General features: G+C 56.5%; 19 protein-coding genes. 10 read left to right on the top strand and 9 right to left on the bottom strand.

Annotated features, from left to right (window positions below; all coding sequences use genetic code 11):
- The first annotated feature begins 23 nt into the window (after positions 1 to 23).
- Positions 24 to 1,394 (top strand): glutamate--cysteine ligase, encoded by a 1,371-nt coding sequence (locus MWU61_RS11680; RefSeq protein ID WP_247128548.1) that lies wholly within the window; start codon positions 24 to 26, stop codon positions 1,392 to 1,394.
- A gap of 188 nt (positions 1,395 to 1,582) precedes the next feature.
- Here the strand turns inward: MWU61_RS11680 and MWU61_RS11675 are convergent, their stop codons facing one another.
- Entirely contained in the window at positions 1,583 to 1,936 is a 354-nt protein-coding gene (locus MWU61_RS11675; protein WP_247128547.1) for a DUF805 domain-containing protein, read from the bottom strand.
- Between the two features lie 141 nt (positions 1,937 to 2,077).
- On the opposite strand from MWU61_RS11675, the gene MWU61_RS11670 reads away from it, so the two are divergent.
- Entirely contained in the window at positions 2,078 to 2,419 is a 342-nt protein-coding gene (locus MWU61_RS11670; protein WP_247128546.1) for a hypothetical protein, read from the top strand.
- On the opposite strand, the gene plsY is transcribed toward MWU61_RS11670, so the two are convergent.
- Genes plsY through MWU61_RS11645 form a run of 5 tightly spaced genes read right to left on the bottom strand, consistent with a single transcriptional unit; the run spans position 2,402 to position 6,331 of the window.
- The gene (gene plsY / locus MWU61_RS11665) at positions 2,402 to 3,016 is read right to left on the bottom strand and encodes a glycerol-3-phosphate 1-O-acyltransferase PlsY (RefSeq protein ID WP_247128545.1); all 615 of its coding nucleotides are present in this window, start codon (positions 3,014 to 3,016) and stop codon (positions 2,402 to 2,404) included. The genes MWU61_RS11670 and plsY overlap by 18 nt on opposite strands.
- Positions 3,017 to 3,018: 2 nt before the next feature.
- Positions 3,019 to 4,299 (bottom strand): dihydroorotase, encoded by a 1,281-nt coding sequence (gene pyrC / locus MWU61_RS11660; protein WP_247128544.1) that lies wholly within the window; start codon positions 4,297 to 4,299, stop codon positions 3,019 to 3,021.
- 42 nt (positions 4,300 to 4,341) lie between these two features.
- Entirely contained in the window at positions 4,342 to 4,839 is a 498-nt protein-coding gene (locus MWU61_RS11655) for a hypothetical protein (protein WP_247128543.1), read from the bottom strand.
- Positions 4,839 to 5,375 carry a hypothetical protein gene (locus tag MWU61_RS11650; protein ID WP_247128542.1) on the bottom strand — a complete coding sequence of 179 codons (537 nt, stop codon included), beginning with the start codon at positions 5,373 to 5,375 and terminating at the stop codon, positions 4,839 to 4,841. The genes MWU61_RS11655 and MWU61_RS11650 overlap by 1 nt, the downstream gene beginning before the upstream one ends.
- The gene (locus tag MWU61_RS11645) at positions 5,372 to 6,331 is read right to left on the bottom strand and encodes an aspartate carbamoyltransferase catalytic subunit (RefSeq protein WP_247128541.1); all 960 of its coding nucleotides are present in this window, start codon (positions 6,329 to 6,331) and stop codon (positions 5,372 to 5,374) included. Before MWU61_RS11645 ends, MWU61_RS11650 begins: the two co-directional genes overlap by 4 nt.
- On the opposite strand from MWU61_RS11645, the gene MWU61_RS11640 reads away from it, so the two are divergent.
- The 4 genes from MWU61_RS11640 to MWU61_RS11625 all read left to right on the top strand — a co-directional run bounded on the left by MWU61_RS11640 (position 6,330) and on the right by MWU61_RS11625 (position 12,699).
- On the top strand, positions 6,330 to 7,241 hold the full coding sequence (locus MWU61_RS11640; protein ID WP_348645581.1) for a uracil-DNA glycosylase: 912 nt from the start codon (positions 6,330 to 6,332) through the stop codon (positions 7,239 to 7,241). The two genes, MWU61_RS11645 and MWU61_RS11640, sit on opposite strands and share 2 nt — an antisense overlap.
- A complete protein-coding gene (moaB, locus tag MWU61_RS11635) occupies positions 7,238 to 7,768 on the top strand; it encodes a molybdenum cofactor biosynthesis protein B (RefSeq protein WP_247128540.1) in 531 nt (176 codons plus the stop codon). The genes MWU61_RS11640 and moaB overlap by 4 nt, the downstream gene beginning before the upstream one ends.
- Before the next feature lie 74 nt (positions 7,769 to 7,842).
- Entirely contained in the window at positions 7,843 to 9,300 is a 1,458-nt protein-coding gene (locus MWU61_RS11630; protein WP_247128539.1) for a biotin/lipoyl-binding protein, read from the top strand.
- Positions 9,301 to 9,303: 3 nt separating this feature from the next.
- Positions 9,304 to 12,699 carry an efflux RND transporter permease subunit gene (locus MWU61_RS11625; RefSeq protein ID WP_247128538.1) on the top strand — a complete coding sequence of 1,132 codons (3,396 nt, stop codon included), beginning with the start codon at positions 9,304 to 9,306 and terminating at the stop codon, positions 12,697 to 12,699.
- Here MWU61_RS11625 and MWU61_RS11620 read toward each other — a convergent pair.
- A complete protein-coding gene (locus tag MWU61_RS11620; RefSeq protein WP_247128537.1) occupies positions 12,696 to 13,508 on the bottom strand; it encodes a protein-disulfide reductase DsbD domain-containing protein in 813 nt (270 codons plus the stop codon). The two genes, MWU61_RS11625 and MWU61_RS11620, sit on opposite strands and share 4 nt — an antisense overlap.
- Before the next feature lie 101 nt (positions 13,509 to 13,609).
- Between MWU61_RS11620 and MWU61_RS11615 the strand changes: the two genes are divergently transcribed.
- A complete protein-coding gene (locus MWU61_RS11615; protein ID WP_247128536.1) occupies positions 13,610 to 14,179 on the top strand; it encodes a YqgE/AlgH family protein in 570 nt (189 codons plus the stop codon).
- Here the strand turns inward: MWU61_RS11615 and MWU61_RS11610 are convergent.
- Positions 14,176 to 14,775, bottom strand: a complete 600-nt coding sequence (locus tag MWU61_RS11610; protein WP_247128535.1) for a hypothetical protein — start codon at positions 14,773 to 14,775, stop codon at positions 14,176 to 14,178. The genes MWU61_RS11615 and MWU61_RS11610 overlap by 4 nt on opposite strands.
- Before the next feature lie 78 nt (positions 14,776 to 14,853).
- Positions 14,854 to 15,411 carry a TlpA disulfide reductase family protein gene (locus tag MWU61_RS11605; protein WP_247128534.1) on the bottom strand — a complete coding sequence of 186 codons (558 nt, stop codon included), beginning with the start codon at positions 15,409 to 15,411 and terminating at the stop codon, positions 14,854 to 14,856.
- Positions 15,412 to 15,426: 15 nt separating this feature from the next.
- Between MWU61_RS11605 and argH the strand changes: the two genes are divergently transcribed.
- From argH to MWU61_RS11590, 3 genes are read left to right on the top strand one after another with little or no spacing between them, the layout of a single operon-like run.
- Positions 15,427 to 16,815 carry an argininosuccinate lyase gene (gene argH, locus MWU61_RS11600; protein ID WP_247128533.1) on the top strand — a complete coding sequence of 463 codons (1,389 nt, stop codon included), beginning with the start codon at positions 15,427 to 15,429 and terminating at the stop codon, positions 16,813 to 16,815.
- Positions 16,812 to 17,000 (top strand): hypothetical protein, encoded by a 189-nt coding sequence (locus MWU61_RS11595; protein ID WP_247128532.1) that lies wholly within the window; start codon positions 16,812 to 16,814, stop codon positions 16,998 to 17,000. Before argH ends, MWU61_RS11595 begins: the two co-directional genes overlap by 4 nt.
- A 3-nt stretch (positions 17,001 to 17,003) precedes the next feature.
- A complete protein-coding gene (locus MWU61_RS11590; RefSeq protein ID WP_247128531.1) occupies positions 17,004 to 17,144 on the top strand; it encodes a hypothetical protein in 141 nt (46 codons plus the stop codon).
- Positions 17,145 to 17,146: the final 2 nt, after the last annotated feature.

Here is a 17,146-nt window from a genome sequence, read left to right as displayed (position 1 = left end):
TCCAAGTTGAGAAAGACCAGCAGATGTCCATTCCCCAAACCGGCGGCGGCCTGATCGAAGATCATTCTCAACTGGCAGAAATGCTGTCGAAGGGCTGCAAGCCAAAAGAAGACTGGCGTATCGGCACCGAGCACGAAAAGTTCGGGTATTGCCAAGACAGCCTGATGCCGTTGCCATACGAAGGCGATCGGTCGATCAAGGCGGTGCTGAACGGCTTGAAAAACCGTTACAACTGGGCACCTGTCGAAGAAGGCGGCAACATCATCGGCTTGACCAAAGACGGGGCAAATGTGTCGCTCGAACCGGGTGGCCAGTTGGAACTGTCTGGTGCTCCGCTCGAGACGATTCACCAGACCTGTGACGAAGTGAATACCCACCTTGAAGAAGTGAAATCTGTCGCGGACGAAATTGGCGTGAAGTTCATCGGTCTGGGCGCTGCCCCCGAATGGACGCACGACCAAATGCCGCTGATGCCCAAGGGCCGCTATAAGCTGATGAACGCTTATATGGAAAAGGTCGGCACGCACGGGACACAGATGATGCGTCGGACCTGTACGGTTCAGGTCAACCTCGATTTCGGGTCTGAAGCCGACATGGTGCAAAAGCTGCGCACGTCGCTGGCGTTGCAGCCTGTGGCGACTGCGCTTTTTGCGAATTCACCCTTCTTTGAAGGCAAGCCAAACGGTCACAAGTCGTGGCGTTCGCGCATCTGGCGTAGCTTGGATGACAGCCGTACTGGCATGCTGCCTTGGGTGTTTGAAGACGGCATGGGGTTTGAACGCTGGGTCGATTGGGTTCTCGATGTGCCGATGTATTTTGTTTACCGCGACGGAAAATACATCGACGCGCTGGGCATGTCGTTCCGCGATTTCCTGAAGGGTGAATTGCCTGCGTTGCCCGGTGAAAAACCGTTGTTGTCGGATTGGGCAGATCACCTGACAACCGTTTTCCCTGAAGCGCGGATCAAACAGTTCATCGAGATGCGTGGCGCGGATGGCGGCCCTTGGCGGCGGTTGTGTGCCTTGCCCGCGTTTTGGGTTGGCATGATGTATGACCAGACGGCTTTGGATGCCGCGTGGGATTTGTGTAAAGACTGGACCGCTGAACAGCGCGAAGCGCTGCGCGTGGCGGCATCCATTGATGGGTTGCAGGCCAAGGTCGACGGCATCAACATGCACGATCTGGCACGTGAAGTGGTGGCGATTTCACACGCCGGCCTGAAAGCACGGGCGAAACCCGGTGCGGGCGGCATGGTCGCGGACGAAACCCATTTCCTCAACGCGCTGCATGAAACCATCGAGACAGGCAAAACACCTGCGGATGAATTGTTGGATCACTACAATGGCGACTGGAACGGTGATCTGAAAAAGATCTACGGTGATTTTTCCTACTAAGCGCTGATTTAAAGACAAACGTTGATCATTTGCGATCCTGTCCGGCTTTGCCAGACATATTCATCCGCCACTTCAGGCGGCCAATGGATGCTAAGCCACGCGTTCGGCGCGGCGCATGGTCAACGTTTGTCTTACGTCACATTTGAACGATTCGCCCTAACACGTGGTTAACGCGAACCGTCGTTCACTTACGCAAGCGGGTCAGCGCCGAACCGGTTTGGTCCTTCGGTGCCCTTGAGGCAGAAAATGATGATCAAGGCGATGGCGCCGACCGCAGGAATAAAGGCGATCAGGTACCACCAGCCGACCATGTCGCGGTCATGCAGGCGACGCACGCCAACCGCGATGCTTGGTAAAAGGATCGCAAGCGAACCGATTGCATTCAAAATCCCAAACGTGCCCAACATCGCATCCAGGGCGGTTGTGACCAGCCCAAGGATGAAGGCGAACAGCGCGAACCACCACAGTTCTGAACGCCGGGCGCGACCCGTAAAGTCGGCGTATTTATTGAAGCACGTTTTGACGGAAGTTTGGAAATCCATGAGAAATGGCCTTTGTCGGTGGGAAATGAAATGTTTAATGATGTGTGAAGATTAACGAGACCTGCATGCTTGACGCAAGGTCCGGTTTTCCGCACCGTGTGCTGCCGCCGCCACCGGTTTCAGTCCTAAGAAAGGGGCACTTTGTCGTTTCTACTGAACCCCCGCTGGATCATGATCATTCTGCTGGCTTTGCCGGTGACTGGGATCACGGCCTTACACCCCCAGGCGGGAAGTGCCTTTGTTATGGGAGCGTGGGCTGGTGTGCTTTTCGCCGGACCGCCGATCTTTTTTATCGCTTGGGTGCTGCGCATTCAAAGCCTTGCAGACACGCTGCGCCCGTTAACGCACCTGCCAATCCTGATCGCTTTGACGATCGCGCTCTTATATTACGCGGGCGTCGATTTTGGGCCGCTTGGTGTTTTTGGCGGTGTCGGGGCGGCTGCGTGGTGGATCAGACGCAAGGTGTCATTCGGCCTTCTTTGATCCGATCTTGGTTTCTGTCCCCGCCCGAAGACGGCCAATGTTGGCGCTGTGGCGGAGGTAGACCAGCACGGCGAGGACCAGCAGCAATACAATCAATGGACCATATCCAAAGAAAATTGCGAAGGCGGGTGCGAACCCGGCGGCCAGCAACGCAGCCAGCGACGAAAACCGGAACACGGCTGCGACGACTAGCCAAGTCAGACAGCATGCCAGCCCAATCGGCCATGCCAGTGCCCACATCATACCCAGATGGGTTGCGACACCTTTGCCGCCTTTAAAGCCTAACCAGACAGGAAAACAATGGCCTAGAAATGCCGCCAATGCTGCGATTTGTACTGCGTCTTCGCCTGCGAATGCGCGCGCTAGCAAAACGGCGACGGCCCCTTTGCCTGCATCAAAGATCAGCGTCAGCGCGGCTGCTTTTTTGTTGCCAGTCCGCAGAACATTGGTCGCCCCAATGTTGCCGGACCCGATTTCGCGCAGATTGCCAAGGTTCAAGGCTTTCGCGATGATCATGCCGTAAGGCACCGACCCCAGCAGATATCCGATCGCAGCCCAAAGCAGCAAACCGCCCATTCCTGTCGTCAATTCTGGCATGATTATTCCCCCGCCACGCGATTGCCTGCGACCCACGTTCCCAAAACGCGGCCTTGCATACGTGCGCCATCAAACGGCGTATTTTTGGATTTTGACTGTAGCGTTTCGCGGTTCAGCACGAACGGCGCATCTGCATCGAACAAGACCAGATCGGCAGGCGCACCTTCCATCATGCGTCCGCTTTCCAGACCCAGCAGACGTGACGGGTTCAGAGAAAGTGCTCTGAACAAGCGCGGCAGGTCGATCTGGTCTTCATGATAGAGACGCAATGCGGCTGGGAGTAGCGTTTCTAGCCCAACCGCCCCGCTTGCCGCTTCTTCATAGGGCAAGCGTTTGCTTTCTTCGTCTTGTGGTGTGTGCATCGAACTGATGATGTCGATCAGGCCATCCGCGACCGCTTGGACCACCGCGACCCGATCTTCTTCGGACCGCAACGGCGGTTTGACCTTAAAGAACGTCCGGTAGTCCGCGACATCCAATTCGTTCAGGGTCAAATGGTGGATGCCAATGCCTGCGGTCACTTGCAAACCGTTCCGCTTGGCCCGTTCTAGCGCAGGCAGCGCACGTGCCGTGGTGATTTGGTCAGCGTGGTAGCGCGCGCCAGTCATCTCGATCAGGCTGATGTCACGATCCAGCCCCATGCGTTCGGCCATTGGTGACACGCCGGGCAGGCCACGCAGGGATGCGAATTTGCCCGATGTGACGGCGGCGCCGTGCGACAGACCCGGATCTTGGACATGGGCAATCACAAGCGCATCAAGCGATTTGGCGTAAGTCAGAGCCCGCGAAAAAACCTTTGTATTCGTCACGACACGGTCGCAATCGGTGAACGCGACGGCACCGGCATCGGTCAGCAGCCCGATTTCGGTCATTTCACGCCCGTCGCGCCCTTTGGTCAGGGCCGCCATCGGCAATACACGCACGGGCGCATCCAACGCGGCGCGGCGTGCGACGAATTCGAGCGTTTCAGGTGTATCAATCGCGGGCGTCGTGTCTGGACGCGTCACAATCGTGGTGACACCACCAGCAGCGGCGGCACGTCCGGCAGACCGAAAACTCTCCTTATGCCGTTCACCCGGTTCAGAGACCTTAACGCCAATATCAACGATACCAGGCGCCAGACATTTACCGCCGCAATCCACGACCGTGGGGCCTGTCATATCGGGGTGGGTTTCATCGAAAACGCGGGTGATCGCGCCATCTTCGACCAGTATCGCGCCAGCCTTGTCGGTCAACGCCACTGGGTCGATCAAACGTGCGTTTATGAACAAGAGCTTAGTCATTGCATGTCTTTCTAAAGGGCTGAACCGTTGATGTGAGACGTGTCATAAATCGGTGTCTCCGGCAAGTTTGCGCATCTGGATGAACACTTCGCGGGCATCCGCGATACGTTCGAAACCGATGTCTGTTGAGGTCCGCCCGTTGACCTGCGTTGCGAAGTAGATCGAAGGCGGCGTGCCATTGCGATAGATCAGGTCATCGAGCGGCGGGATTGGATAGCTGGCGTATCGCACACCAATCGGTTTGCTGATCAGCATACGTTGATTGGTCAGGCGATAGCGTGTGTTGTAGCGGGCCAGACTGTCGATTACCGGACCAGCGAAAACGATCACCACACCTACGACGATGCCGGGTGCCAGGATCGCCCAGTAGCTGCCGGTGTTTGCCCGATCAATCACCGTCGCAAGGCCAAGACAGGCTAGTACCAAAGCAACCGCAAAAATGCCTGTGGCCATTGTCGCCATGCCAAACCGCAGTTTGGTGTCAGGGCGACCTTCCCACAGGATTTCTTCGTCGGGCTGAAGGGCTGGAAAGTCGGACATTAACCGCCGACCCAAATCATCAGCCAAACCAATAGCCCCATGACGATCAAAGCGGCGGTTGCCACCATCCCACCAATACGGGCGTCGGACTTTGGTTTCTTCGCGGGGGCATCCGGTGGGATGATTGTGCCTTGCGAACTATCGGATGTGAGCGGTGTCATCGGTGGTGGCGCTGCACCTTCTTCCGTAAATGTCGCGACCAACTTTGCTGCACCATCTGTGCGCAGCACTGCGCCTGCTTCCCCGAACGCGCCAGAGCGGACGATGGCAAAGTCCCTGTTGAGACTATTCAGCCGGTCCATTTCTGGCGTCATGTCCGCCTGCGATATCCCGTAACCAAGCATCAGAAATTGCGCCAAACCGATGTCATTAAGGGTTTCCGCAGATACGATCTGAACGTCATCAGGTGCCGTGATCGATGCATTCAGTGCATCAGCAAGGGCGTCATAAGTGTCGCCCAGCTGCCCGGACAAGATCGGATCAAGTTGAAACACGCGAACACGACCGTGTTCATGGGGTAGGATCACATTTGTCACGCCATGACACCTTCGATTGCAGCACCACGTCGCGCCCGTAGGTTTCGCGCGAGCAAATCCATTGCGGCCATGCGTACAGCTACACCCATTTCGACCTGCGTCTGGATCACTGACCGGTTGATGTCGTCGGCGATCGTGCCGTCGATTTCGACACCGCGGTTCATCGGGCCGGGGTGCATGACAATGGCGTCAGGTTTGGCGTGCGCCAGTTTGGCCGCATCCAGCCCATAGCGGTGGTAATATTCACGTTCGGACGGGATGAAACCGCCATCCATCCGTTCCTTTTGAAGTCGTAGCATCATGACGACATCGACGTCTTTCAGGCCTTCTTCCATGTTGTGGAAAACTTCGCAGCCGAATTCCGCAACGCCTGATGGCATCAATGTCGGCGGGGCGATCAGGCGGATACGGTTTTCCATTTTACCAAGCAGCATGATGTTCGACCGCGCAACGCGCGAATGGGCGATGTCACCACAAATAGCGACGGAAAGTCTGTGCAAACGACCTTTTGCGCGTCGAATTGTCAGCGCATCCAGCAGGGCCTGCGTCGGGTGTTCATGTTTGCCGTCGCCAGCGTTCAGAACGGCGCCGTTGACCTTCTGGGCCAGCAAATCGACCGCACCGGAATGTGGATGACGCACGACCAACAGATCGGGGTGCATCGCATTCAGGGTCAACGCCGTATCAATCAACGTTTCCCCTTTTTTCAGCGATGACGCCTGCATCGCCATGTTCATCACATCAGCGCCTAGCCGTTTGCCCGCCAGTTCGAAACTCGCCTGTGTGCGGGTCGAATTTTCAAAGAACATGTTGATTTGCGTCATGCCTGCCAATGTGCTGCGATGCCGCGCAGAATTGGGATTGTCGGCATATTGATCAGCCAAATCGAGCAGGGCTGTGATTTCTGTGGGGTGGAGCGGCTCTATCCCCAAAAGATGCTGGGCGCGAAACGACATGGGACGGCTCCTTATGCGTGGTTTGCGCCGTTATATGAAGCAGGCTGCGATCACGCAACGGGGTGCGCGCAATCAGCGCTACCGTAGGTCCGATTTGAAGGATATGAATGGGGTCATGGATTCTGTGGACACATATTGGGACGACCGCGCGCTGCTGGAATGGCAGGTCGAACTGGGCGCTGATGAAGCGATCAGTGAAGCGCCCGTGAACCGTTATGATCTGGAGCCAGCCAAACCTAAAACGCCGCCGAATCCAAATGCGGGTGGCAAACCGCCGATTCCCGTGGCGGTGAAGGAACTGGATACAGTAGCTCTCGCGCAATCTGCGGCAGCCGGTGCTGGTGATATCGAAGGGCTTCAAGCGGCGCTTGATGGATTCGAACATTGCCATCTGAAAAAAGGTGCCCGCAAAATGGTGTTCGCGGCTGGCCAGCCCGCGGCGCGCGTGATGATCGTAGGCGACGCACCGTCCCGCGAAGAAGACGTTGCGGGCATGCCATTTGCGGGTGTCCAAGGTGATTTGCTGGCCAAGATGATGGATGCAATTTCGTTGCGTGCGGATGCAGAAGACGCGGCCCGGTCCGTTTATCTGACGACCGCGATGCCGTGGCGGGTGCCGGGCGATGCACTGCCCAATGCCAAAGACCTCGCAATGATGCGTCCGTTTCTGGAACGCCACATCGCGCTGGCAAACCCTGATGTGGTGATTTTGATGGGCAATACGCCTTGCCAGATGTTGTTGGGGCGCGGCGGGATCAGGGGGCTGCGCGGTAAATGGACCGATGTCGTTGGACGTCCTGCGATGCCGATGGCGCATCCTGTGTCGCTGCTGAAGAACCCGCTTGCGAAACGCGATGCTTGGGCTGATTTGTTGTCGGTGCAAGCCAAACTCAGGGATCTCGCCACATGACCGACCGCGCCTTCTTGACAACACGTATCGCTGTGCTGACGGTTAGCGACACGCGGACGCTGGACGATGATAAATCGGGAAACACGCTTGTGGCACGATTGGAAGATGCGGGGCATCTGCTTGCGGATCGGATGATCCTGCCGGACGAACGTGATCAGATCGCGGATCAACTGCGTAAATGGTGTGCGGATGACGCGGTGGACGTTGTCATCTCGACCGGCGGGACAGGCCTGACAGGCCGTGACGTGACCGTCGAAGCGCACCGCGATGTCTACGAAAAAGAGATCGACGCATTCGGGACCGTTTTCACCATCGTATCCATGCAAAAGATCGGAACGTCCGCAATCCAAAGCCGTGCGACGGGCGGTGTTGCGAACGGGACGTACCTGTTTGCACTGCCCGGCAGTCCTGGGGCGTGCAAAGACGCGTGGGATGAAATTCTTGTGAAGCAGCTCGACTATCGGCACATGCCCTGCAATTTTGTAGAAATAATGCCACGTTTAGACGAACATCAGCGACGGAAATGATTTCTCGCGTCGTTTGATACAGTGAATGATCCGTCTGCGGGGCGCGGGCGTATTGATTTCAGGAGTATACAAACATGCGATTTTTACGTCGAAGCCTTGTTGGCATCTTCCTGTTGTCTGTCACCTTGGCGTTGATGGCGTGGGCCGGGAACATGGTGCGTGGGGCTGTCACGGAACGGATGGCACAGGAACCGCGTAGTTTTCCGCAACGCGAACGGGTCTTTGCAGTCAATGTGGTGACGTTAGAACCGCAGACAATCGCGCCCATTATGACTGTCTTCGGTGAACTGCAAAGCCAGCGTAGTCTTGATCTGCGCAGCCCTGTTGGGGGGACCGTGCTGGAAGCAGACGTAAACTTAACCGAAGGCGCACTGGTGAAGGCAGGGCAGGTCATTGCCCAGATCGATCCGTTTGAAGCCCAGTCCGCCTTGGACCGTGTGCGCGCGGATTTGCAGGACGCGCAGGCCGAATTGCGCGATGCAGAACGCGGGCTTGCACTGAACGAAGACGAACTTGTCGCGGCGCAATCACAGGCGACATTGCGTGCGGCAGCCCTGACGCGTGCGCGTGATTTGCAGACACGTGGTGTCGGTACGGCAGCCGCAGTCGAAACGGCGGAACTTGCGGCATCAGCATCAGACGCGGCGGTACTGTCGCGCAGGCAATCTGTTGCGCAGGCCGAGGCACGATTGGACCAAGCGACGACCAGACTTGCACGTGCTGAAATTACCCTTAGCGAAGCAGAACGTACGCTCGCCAATACACGCGTCACGGCTGATTTCGACGGTGCTCTGTCCGACGTTGGCGTTATTCCCGGCGGTCGGATTACCGCAAATGAACGAATTGCCCAACTGATCGACCCTAATGCGCTTGAGGTGTCGTTCAGGGTATCGACGTCACAATATGCCCGTTTGTTAGATGGGGCAGGTGATCTGCTAAACGCGCCGATTTCCGTCGGTCTTGATGTGTCAGGTGTTGATCTGATCGCGACAGGTCAGATCACCCGCGAAAGTGCCGCTGTTGGCGAAGGTCAAACAGGGCGACTTTTGTTTGCGCGTCTTGAAGGATCTGGTGGTTTCCGACCCGGTGATTTCGTGACGGTCCGGATCGAAGAACCTGTGTTGAACCGCGTCGCACAGGTGCCCGCGACTGCCGTGGCCGCCGACGGCACGGTTCTGGTTGTCGGCGAAGAAGATCGTTTGTCGTTAGAGCAGGTCGAACTATTGCGCAGGCAGGGTGACGACGTGATCATCACGGTGCGCGGCCTTGCAGGTGAAACAATTGTTGCGGAACGGTCGCCTTTGTTGGGGGCGGGGATCAAGGTCGACCCGATCCGGCCCGGTCAAGCGGATGAAGCTCCGGCAGAACCTGAAATGGTCACGCTTGATCCTGAACGCAAAGCAAAGATTGTCGCTTTTGTCGAAGCATCTCGTATGCCCGACGACGCGAAGGCCCGCATTCTGTCCCAGTTAGACGCCGACGAAATTCCGGTCGCGACAGTCAACCGGATCGAAGGCCGGATGGGGGGCTAGATCATGGCAACGGGTGGCGCGATCTTGACGAAGGGGGCAGGCGGCATCCTGTCATATTTTACGCGGCACCGCACGGCGGCGAATTTGCTGCTGGTGTTGATGTTGTCTGCGGGTTTGTTCGCATTCCCCAATATGCGGGCGCAGTTCTTTCCTGACGTTGTCGTCGACGATCTGTCGGTCAATGTCGCGTGGTCGGGCGCAGGCGCAGAAGACGTCGACGCGGCCATCGTGCAGGTTTTGGAACCTGTGTTGTTGGCGGTTGAAGGCGTGTCATCATCGGCGGCCACATCGCAAGAAGGCCGCGCAAGCATCCGGTTAGAGTTTGAACCCGGCTATGACATTGATCGCGCGGCCGAAGATGTGCAGCTCGCTGTCGATAGTACAAATAACCTGCCCACAGATGCGGAAGACCCAGAGATCAGGCGCGGCGGGTGGCGTGATCGTGTGACCAACGTCATGCTCACGGGTCCGGTTGGCGTCGAACAATTGGGCCGTTTTGCCGATGAAATGGTTGTGCGCCTGTTTGCGGAAGGGGTCACAAAGGTCAATATTCGCGGCGTTGCGGCGCCTTCGACGATCGTCGAAGTGCCGTCACTGTCGCTAATCGAATATGACATCGGGTTGTCTGACATCGCAGACCGGATCGGCGAAGAAGCCGCCGCTGATCCTGCGGGTGATGTGTCCAATGCGGCCCGTGTGCGCACAGGTGTTGCAAAACGATCTGCCGATGAAATTGAAGCCATTGTTCTGCGGGCTAATCCTGACGGGTCTAGTCTGACGATCGGCGACGTGGCCAATGTGCGCGTTGAAGGTGTGGACCGTGAACGCGCCTATTACGTGGGTGGCAATCCAGCGATCCAGATCGAAGTCCAGCGTACCGCGCAAGGCGATGCGATTGGCATCCAAGACACTGTTCAAGAAGTCGCGGACGAACTGAAGGCGTCACTGCCACAAGGTGTCGAGATTGATCTCGTGTCCGCGCGGGCAGAGGTGATTCAGGCGCGTCTGGATATCCTGCTGGAGAACGGCCTGATGGGTTTGGCATTAGTCGTCGGATTGTTGTTCTTGTTCCTGAATGCGCGCACCGCGTTTTGGGTCGCGGCGGGTTTTCCGGTCGCGATGCTCGCGGCGATTGCGCTGATGTATGTCTCGGGCCTGACCATCAATATGATCTCGCTTTTTGCGCTGATCATCACGCTCGGGATTGTGGTCGATGATGCCATCGTTGTCGGTGAACACGCAGATTTCAGGGCGCGTAATCTGCGCGAACACCCTGTCGAAGCAGCCGAAAATGCAGCGCGGCGCATGTTCAGTCCTGTCTTTTCTTCGACGATCACGACCATCATCGCGTTTTTTGGTCTGGTTGTGATCGGTGGACGGTTCGGTGATTTGATCGCAGACATTCCGTTTACCGTAATCGTTGTTTTGGCGGCATCTTTGGTCGAATGTTTTCTCATTCTACCGAACCACTTGTCGCACGCGATTGCCACGACATCGAAAGAACATTGGTATGATATGCCGTCGCGGATCGTGAACCGCGGGTTTGATGCGGTGAAAGAAAACCTGTTCCGGCCCTTCATGGCGGGTGTCATCTGGGCGCGGTATCCGGTTTTTGCGGGCGCGTTGGTATTGCTAGCGTCGCAGGTAGCTTTGGTCATCACGGGTGACGTGCAATGGCGCTTCTTCTCCGCGCCTGAACAGGGGCAGGTGACAGGTAACTTTGCCATGCTACCCGGTGCGACGCGCGATGATACCTTCGAGATGATGCAGGAGATGCAACGCGCGACCGAAGCGCTGGGCGCGAAATATGAAGATGAACATGGGATCAATCCGCTTGTTTATGTCTTCGCGCAAATCGGTGGTAATTCTGGGCGAGGGTTATCTGGCGCAGATAGTAAAAGCGCGGATCAACTGGGCGCAATTACGATTGAATTGGTTGACGCGGATAGCCGTCCATACACGAGCGGGACGTTTGTATCAGAACTGCAAGACAGCGTGCGCCAACATCCTATGGCCGAAACAGTAAGCTTCCGGTCTTGGGGTAGTGGTCCGGGGGGGGATAGCCTTGATATCCAGATGTTCGGGGCAGATGCCGAAACGCTGAAAGCAGCGGCCGAAGCGTTGAAAACCGAACTGCTCCAATTCCCAGAGATTTCGGGTCTCGAAGACACGCTGGCCTACGACAAAGAAGAACTGATCCTTGATCTAACACCACAGGGACAAGCCTTGGGGCTTAACATTGACGGGCTTGGCCGTGTTCTGCGTGAAAAACTGGGTGGCATCGAAGCGGCGTCTTATCCTGATGGCACCCGCTCTGCGACGATCCGTGTGGAGCTTCCGGCAGGTGAATTGTCCGCTGATTTTCTGGATAGGACGCAAATTCGGACGCCGAGCGGCGTTTATGTGCCATTGGCTGACGTAGTGACTGTCGAAAGCCGGACGGGGTTTTCCACGGTGCGGCGTGAAAACGGGATATTGCTGATTTCTGTATTGGGCGACTTGGATGACGAAGACGCCGACCGTGCCGTCCAAGTTCAGCTTTCGATTAACGAAGATATCTTGCCGGGAATAGAGACGCGGTTTGGTGTCGATACCGCGTTGTCGGGGCAAAGCGAACAGGAACGCGCTTTTGTCGAAGATGCGCGTAATGGGCTGATTTTGGTTCTGGTGGGCATCTATCTTGTGCTTGCTTGGATATTCTCAAGCTGGTCGCGTCCAATTGTCGTGATGTCGGTGATCCCATTCGCATTGATCGGGACGATCTACGGACACAACGCATGGGGCATCCCGATGAGCTTGTTCACGGTCGTCGGCATGCTGGGCATGGTTGGGATCATCATCAACGACAGTATCGTGCTGGTCACGACGATTGATGAATACGCTGCCGATCGCGGTATCTTTCCTGCGATTATCGACGGGACAGCGGACAGGCTACGTCCTGTGCTGCTGACAACATTGACGACAGTTCTTGGGCTGGCACCACTGCTTTACGAAGGATCGAACCAAGCTGAATTTCTGAAGCCAACCGTCGTGACCTTGGTCTTTGGGCTTGGGTTCGGGATGGTGCTGGTGATGTTCATCATTCCTGCGCTGATGGCTATTCAGGCTGATGTCGGCAAACAAATACGGGCCGCGAAACGTGCGCTGCGTGTCCGGAAATTCGGGGCAACATGGCCTGCGATGTTGGGTGCAGGCGTGGCGGTTGGTTTGTTTGCAGTCACGTTAGGGCCTGTGATCGTCACAGGTGCCGCGTTGCCACAAGCCGTCGCGATCTTGCCAGCACTGTCGGGCGGGTTCGGGGCTGCGTTCGGGATATTCGCAGGCGGCTTGGCTGTCGCGTTGATGGGGATTTACATGATCGCAGGCATCGGGTTGGCGTTGCGGTGGCGCAAGGCCTAACCTTTTGGGCAGCCACGCACATCAACGGCGTAATCACTGCCGAGCACTGTGATCCGGATTGCTGAACGATCAAGGGCAAAGCTGCTGGATGACGCGTGGATCATATCCACGGTCGCCTGCAATGTATCGCCGTTGCGCGTTATGTCTGCCTGCGAAACCCAAACTTCCGGATTGCCTGCTTCGACAATGACGGCCTCTGTTTGACCTGCCGGCGGCATCGTCAACGTGGCAGTCACCATCAAGCCGCGTTCCCCCGGGGACACATCACAGGTTGCGGTCTGCACACCAGCATCGCGCGCAGAAACCGGCTGGTTCAGCAACGACGCTGTGATAGCGCCGTCGCGGCGTCCATCAGCAGGAAGCAGGGCATCGAATGGCAGTGAAACGGGCACGCAAATGTCTTCGCACACGCCAATGGTGATTTCGCCAGACATGTGAATGGGTGCATTCGGGTCGACTTGTGTCAATTCGATCGGCAGCACGAGCGTATCGTGATATCCGATTGACTGCATGGCACCTTGTTCAAAGACCTGTGGGACGGGCCAATGAAATTGGGCTGCAGTGATGTTCTGCGATCCTGTCCATGAAAACTGCGGCGGGATGCCTGCATCACCGGGTGCACGCCAATAGGTTTTCCAGCCGGGCCGCAATGTCACGCGGACCCCAGCCATGTGTGTACCTGAGGGCGTTTGCCATCCGGGGATGACGTCGATTCGGGCAAGATCATCAAAAGGACCGGCCATCGCAGGTGAGGCCAGCGTCGCAGCCATCAAACAAGTCGTCTTAAGAATCGCGGTTAGTGTTTTCATAACCTCTACATAGTCAGGAACGGCTGTAATTGAACTCACGTCTTGGCGAGCAAAATTTTGTGTGACTTGTACTACCGGCATAAGCTTGCAAGAATTGGAATATGACTATGCAGCCAACAAATCTCACCGGTAAGCTTTTGATCGCCATGCCCATCATGGGCGATGATCGTTTTGCGAAAAGCGTCGTCTACATTTGTGCTCATTCCGAAGACGGCGCGATGGGCATCATCGTGAATAAACCATCCACTGAAGTCCGGTTTGCGAACCTTCTGGAGCAGCTTGAAATCGAAATGGCTCCGAGGGCACGAAAGATACGGATCCATCTTGGTGGGCCTGTCGAACAGTCGCGCGGGTTTGTTTTGCATTCCACCGATTACGCGTCTGAAGGCGGCACTATCGAAGTTGACGGCAATATCTCGATGACCGCTACCATGGACGTTATCGAAGAAATCGCGCGCGGCGCGGGCCCGACAAGCGCGATGATGGCGCTTGGTTACGCGGGATGGGGACCCGGCCAGCTGGAAGGTGAAATCGGACAGAATGGGTGGCTGACCTGCGACGCGGATGATGACATCGTGTTCGGTCGCGCCAATGATCACAAATGGACCGCCGCCCTAAAAGGTATGGGCGTCGATCCCTTGATGTTGTCTGAAACGGCTGGGCGGGCCTAGTTTTTCTTCTTTGCCAACGCTTTGAGAAGTACGAACGCGCCAAGCACCAGTGTAAACGCATCAATCGCACCCGGTCCGGACATGCCCGGCGCACCACCTTGCGGCAGGAACGGTTTGGCTTGTTGAATGGTTGCTTGTGTGTTGGTCGGGGCTGCGGTGCCGATGATACCTGTTTCGGAATGCTTTGCCGTCTTTGACCAGTTCTTCAGGGCGGATGAAATGCCTTTCAACGCGCGTGTTTCGGCGTTGTCGCCGCCGTAGAACTGCTTGGACAATTCGTCCAGTTCCGCGATGACTTTATCCAGAGCATTGGAAATCTGTTTGACGTTGTTCTGCCCGCTTTGCAGACGCTGGTTGGCCTGATGGTCTTTGGGACCACCCGGATTGTGCCGATGAACCATATGGTTAAAGTGGCTTTGCGATTTCATGTCGCGCTGCACAAGCTTGATGGCCTGTTCCCAACCTTCGATCTTGCTGGCCAGCTGGGTATGCGCCAGTTTTCTTGGGTCAGGCGCACCGGGCAGAATTTTGATCGTTTCAGCCCGAATCGTCATGGCTAATTGTTCGAGGCGGATCACTTTTGCTTGGTGCGACATGTAACAAGTCCTTGGTTTAACCGGATTCGGTGGACCGTATCATGCTGATAATGACAGTAAAGCGACAATCAGGGATTGTTACTCTTGCGCCATGATCGCCTCGAGGATGGCAATTGCGCTGTCGCTATTCCAGTGCGCGTCGCCTTGAAGTCGCGCGATTTCGCGGCCTTCGGGATCAAGGATAAGGGTCACTGGCAGGCCTAAAACCCCCATGTCGCGGGCCAATGTCGATCTGGGATCTGCGTGCAGTGGCAAGTTGTCGACTTCAATTTCGTCAAAGAACCGTTCCATCGCGGGGCGTGGGTTGCGGCCGGTCGCAATAGTGACAACAGAAAATTCGTCGCTGCCAAGCTGGTCTTGCAGGTCTGCAAGTTGCGGCATTTCGGCCCGACAAGGGGCACACCATGTGGCCCAAAAGTTGACCACCGCGAATTGGCCTTCGTATGCGTCAAAGGTCATTTCGCTTCCGTCTTCACCGACAAATGTTTCATCAGATGCTGGTTTCGGCTCGGAATGAAAGTTCAGCTTGCGCATATCGCCCTCGCGCAGCGCTTCAAATGTGCTGACATCCGCCATGGCGGTATTTGCAAGCAGACCAAGGGCCGTATAAAGCAAGGCAGATTTCAAATTCAGCACGGGGCTTCCTTTCTCATGACCAAATCCGCGAACACAATGTGGGGTGGCCGTTTCGCCGCTGGACCGGACGCCATTATGGAAGCGATCAACGCATCCATCGGGTTCGATCAACGTCTAGCTGCCCAAGACATTGCTGGTTCACGTGCCCATGCCGCCATGTTGGCCGCCACAGGCATCATTACGGATAACGACGCCGATGCGATCCGTGAAGGCCTGCTCACGGTGTTGTCAGAGATTGAAACCGGAGAATTTCCGTTTTCCACCGCGCTCGAAGATATTCACATGAATGTCGAAGCGCGGCTGAAAGATTTGATCGGCGAACCGGCTGGTCGTTTGCACACGGGTCGGTCGCGGAACGATCAGGTTGCCGTCGATTTCCGTCTATGGGTCCGTGACCAATGTGACGCGGCTGATGCAGCACTTGAAACGTTGATGAAGTCGTTGTTGGGCCAAGCCGAAGCTGGTGCCGACTGGGTCATGCCTGGTTTCACGCACCTGCAGGTCGCGCAGCCTGTCACGTGGGGCCACCACATGCTGGCCTATGTCGAAATGTTCGCCCGTGACCGGTCCCGTTTTGCGGATGCACGCAAGCGGATGAATACATCGCCATTGGGGGCTGCTGCTTTGGCCGGAACGTCGTTCCCGATTGATCGTGACATGACGGCGCAGGCGCTTGGGTTTGATCGGCCTATGTCCAATTCGCTGGATGCAACGTCTGATCGTGATTTCGCATTGGAATTCCTTGCTGCGTCTTCGATCACTGCGATGCACTTGTCCCGCTTGGCCGAAGAACTGGTGATCTGGTCCTCTGCCCAGTTCCGGTTCGTGAAAATGTCCGACAAATGGTCCACCGGATCGTCGATCATGCCGCAAAAGCGTAACCCTGACGCCGCTGAACTGATCCGTGCCAAGATCGGCCGGATTTTCGGGGCGAATGTTGCGCTGATGACCGTGATGAAGGGACTGCCGCTGACCTATTCTAAGGACATGCAGGAAGACAAAGAGCAAGTGTTCGACGCCGCTGACAATTTGTTCCTCGCGCTGGCCGCAATGGCAGGTATGGTTGCCGATATGGAAGCCAACGTTCCGTCATTGGAAGCCGCCGCCGCGACGGGGTTCTCCACCGCGACGGATTTGGCCGATTGGCTGGTCCGCGAATTGGGCCTGCCGTTCCGCGATGCACATCACGTCACCGGATCACTGGTTGCGATGGCAGAGGCGAAATCTTGCGACCTGCCGGAATTGTCCCTAGCCGACATGCAGTCGGTCCACCAAGATATCACACAATCGGTGTTTGACGTGCTGGGTGTGAAGAACTCTGTCGCGTCGCGCACCAGCTTTGGCGGCACAGCCCCTGCAAACGTGCGGGCGCAGGCCGCACGGTGGAAGGACGAATTGGGATGAAAATTGTTGTGCTGATGGTTGTTGCTGTGGGTCTTGCGGGATGCGGGGCCAACGGCGCACCGTTGCGCCCGTCAGGTAGCACAAGCCTTTCGGTCGGGTCTGGCGGCGTGTCTGTCGGCAATAGCCTAGGCCTGTCGAACGGGACATTTTCGCTTGGGGTGAGCCAAAACTCGTCTTTGAACTAGGTCATGATCCGCGTCGTCGCCATGTGCTTGTTGTTAGCAGGATGTGACGATGCAGCCCTTGTTTTTGACGTCGATAGCGACAGTTTACGACCTGAACAGCTGCGCGAACCATTTGGCGGCGATGACCTAAGGCTGGAGTTGTGACG

It is taken from the genome of Loktanella sp. F6476L (assembly GCF_023015725.1).
In the GTDB taxonomy this organism is placed as follows: domain Bacteria; phylum Pseudomonadota; class Alphaproteobacteria; order Rhodobacterales; family Rhodobacteraceae; genus Yoonia.
The sequence above is the reverse complement of the archived record's forward strand: the minus strand, read 5'-3'. Positions and strand labels throughout refer to the sequence as shown.

What these genes read in the sequence shown, in the direction of transcription:
- MWU61_RS11590 (WP_247128531.1), top strand. Translation starts at nt 17,004, where the DNA reads ATGATCCGCGTCGTCGCCATGTGCTTGTTGTTAGCAGGATGTGACGAT.
- argH (WP_247128533.1), top strand. Translation starts at nt 15,427, where the DNA reads ATGACCAAATCCGCGAACACAATGTGGGGTGGCCGTTTCGCCGCTGGA.
- MWU61_RS11640 (WP_348645581.1), top strand. Translation starts at nt 6,330, where the DNA reads ATGGGACGGCTCCTTATGCGTGGTTTGCGCCGTTATATGAAGCAGGCT.
- MWU61_RS11655 (WP_247128543.1), bottom strand. Translation starts at nt 4,839, where the DNA reads ATGTCCGACTTTCCAGCCCTTCAGCCCGACGAAGAAATCCTGTGGGAA.
- MWU61_RS11630 (WP_247128539.1), top strand. Translation starts at nt 7,843, where the DNA reads ATGCGATTTTTACGTCGAAGCCTTGTTGGCATCTTCCTGTTGTCTGTC.
- plsY (WP_247128545.1), bottom strand. Translation starts at nt 3,016, where the DNA reads ATGCCAGAATTGACGACAGGAATGGGCGGTTTGCTGCTTTGGGCTGCG.
- moaB (WP_247128540.1), top strand. Translation starts at nt 7,238, where the DNA reads ATGACCGACCGCGCCTTCTTGACAACACGTATCGCTGTGCTGACGGTT.
- MWU61_RS11615 (WP_247128536.1), top strand. Translation starts at nt 13,610, where the DNA reads ATGACTATGCAGCCAACAAATCTCACCGGTAAGCTTTTGATCGCCATG.
- MWU61_RS11595 (WP_247128532.1), top strand. Translation starts at nt 16,812, where the DNA reads ATGAAAATTGTTGTGCTGATGGTTGTTGCTGTGGGTCTTGCGGGATGC.
- MWU61_RS11610 (WP_247128535.1), bottom strand. Translation starts at nt 14,775, where the DNA reads ATGTCGCACCAAGCAAAAGTGATCCGCCTCGAACAATTAGCCATGACG.
- MWU61_RS11645 (WP_247128541.1), bottom strand. Translation starts at nt 6,331, where the DNA reads ATGTCGTTTCGCGCCCAGCATCTTTTGGGGATAGAGCCGCTCCACCCC.
- MWU61_RS11675 (WP_247128547.1), bottom strand. Translation starts at nt 1,936, where the DNA reads ATGGATTTCCAAACTTCCGTCAAAACGTGCTTCAATAAATACGCCGAC.
- MWU61_RS11680 (WP_247128548.1), top strand. Translation starts at nt 24, where the DNA reads ATGTCCATTCCCCAAACCGGCGGCGGCCTGATCGAAGATCATTCTCAA.
- MWU61_RS11625 (WP_247128538.1), top strand. Translation starts at nt 9,304, where the DNA reads ATGGCAACGGGTGGCGCGATCTTGACGAAGGGGGCAGGCGGCATCCTG.
- MWU61_RS11620 (WP_247128537.1), bottom strand. Translation starts at nt 13,508, where the DNA reads ATGAAAACACTAACCGCGATTCTTAAGACGACTTGTTTGATGGCTGCG.
- pyrC (WP_247128544.1), bottom strand. Translation starts at nt 4,299, where the DNA reads ATGACTAAGCTCTTGTTCATAAACGCACGTTTGATCGACCCAGTGGCG.